Raw genomic sequence first — 516 nt, 5'->3', positions numbered from 1 at the left:
GTGCGGGCCCCGCCGCCGACCGTCTCCGCGGCCTCGAACACGGCCACCGAGAAGCCGCGCCGGGCCAGCTCGACGGCGGCCGTCAGCCCGTTGGGCCCCGCCCCCACCACGACCGCATCGAGAATCGACGGCACCTTGAGACTCCTTCGTCCGGCGGCGGCTCAGCTCCCAGGATATTCGCCCCGTCCACACCCGCCCCGCCCCGCCCCGCGCCCGGTCCGGCCGGACGGGAGCGCCTACGCGCCGCGCAGCAGCTCGCGGATCCGGACGGCCGTGGCCTCGTCGCGCCCCCCGGCGAACGGCAGCTCGTTGTCCCGGTCGCACCGGAAGGGGACCCCTGCGACGGTGCTCTGCGCCCCGCCCGCCTCGGCGACGAGCAGCAGTCCGGCCGCGTGGTCCCACGCCGAGGGCCAGGTCAAGGCGAGGCCGTCCATCTCCCCGCGGGCCACCTTGAGGTACTCCAGGCCCGCCGAACCGCAGGGCCGGGCCGCGACCCCGGGCACGTCGAGCCGGGAC

2 protein-coding genes are annotated in these 516 nt (G+C 77.5%); both read right to left on the bottom strand.

What is annotated here, in order from left to right:
• Positions 1-134, bottom strand: a 134-nt coding sequence (locus tag G3I78_RS47560; RefSeq protein ID WP_164436839.1) for an FAD-dependent oxidoreductase, incomplete at its 3' end; no start/stop codon positions are given.
• Between the two features lie 102 nt (positions 135-236).
• Positions 237-516, bottom strand: a 280-nt coding sequence (locus tag G3I78_RS47555; protein ID WP_343244032.1) for an inositol monophosphatase family protein, incomplete at its 5' end; no start/stop codon positions are given.

The sequence above is a fragment of the Streptomyces sp. SID13726 genome (genome assembly GCF_010548375.1).
In the GTDB taxonomy this organism is placed as follows: Bacteria; Actinomycetota; Actinomycetes; order Streptomycetales; family Streptomycetaceae; genus Streptomyces.
This window is presented reverse-complemented; position numbering and strand designations above follow the sequence as displayed.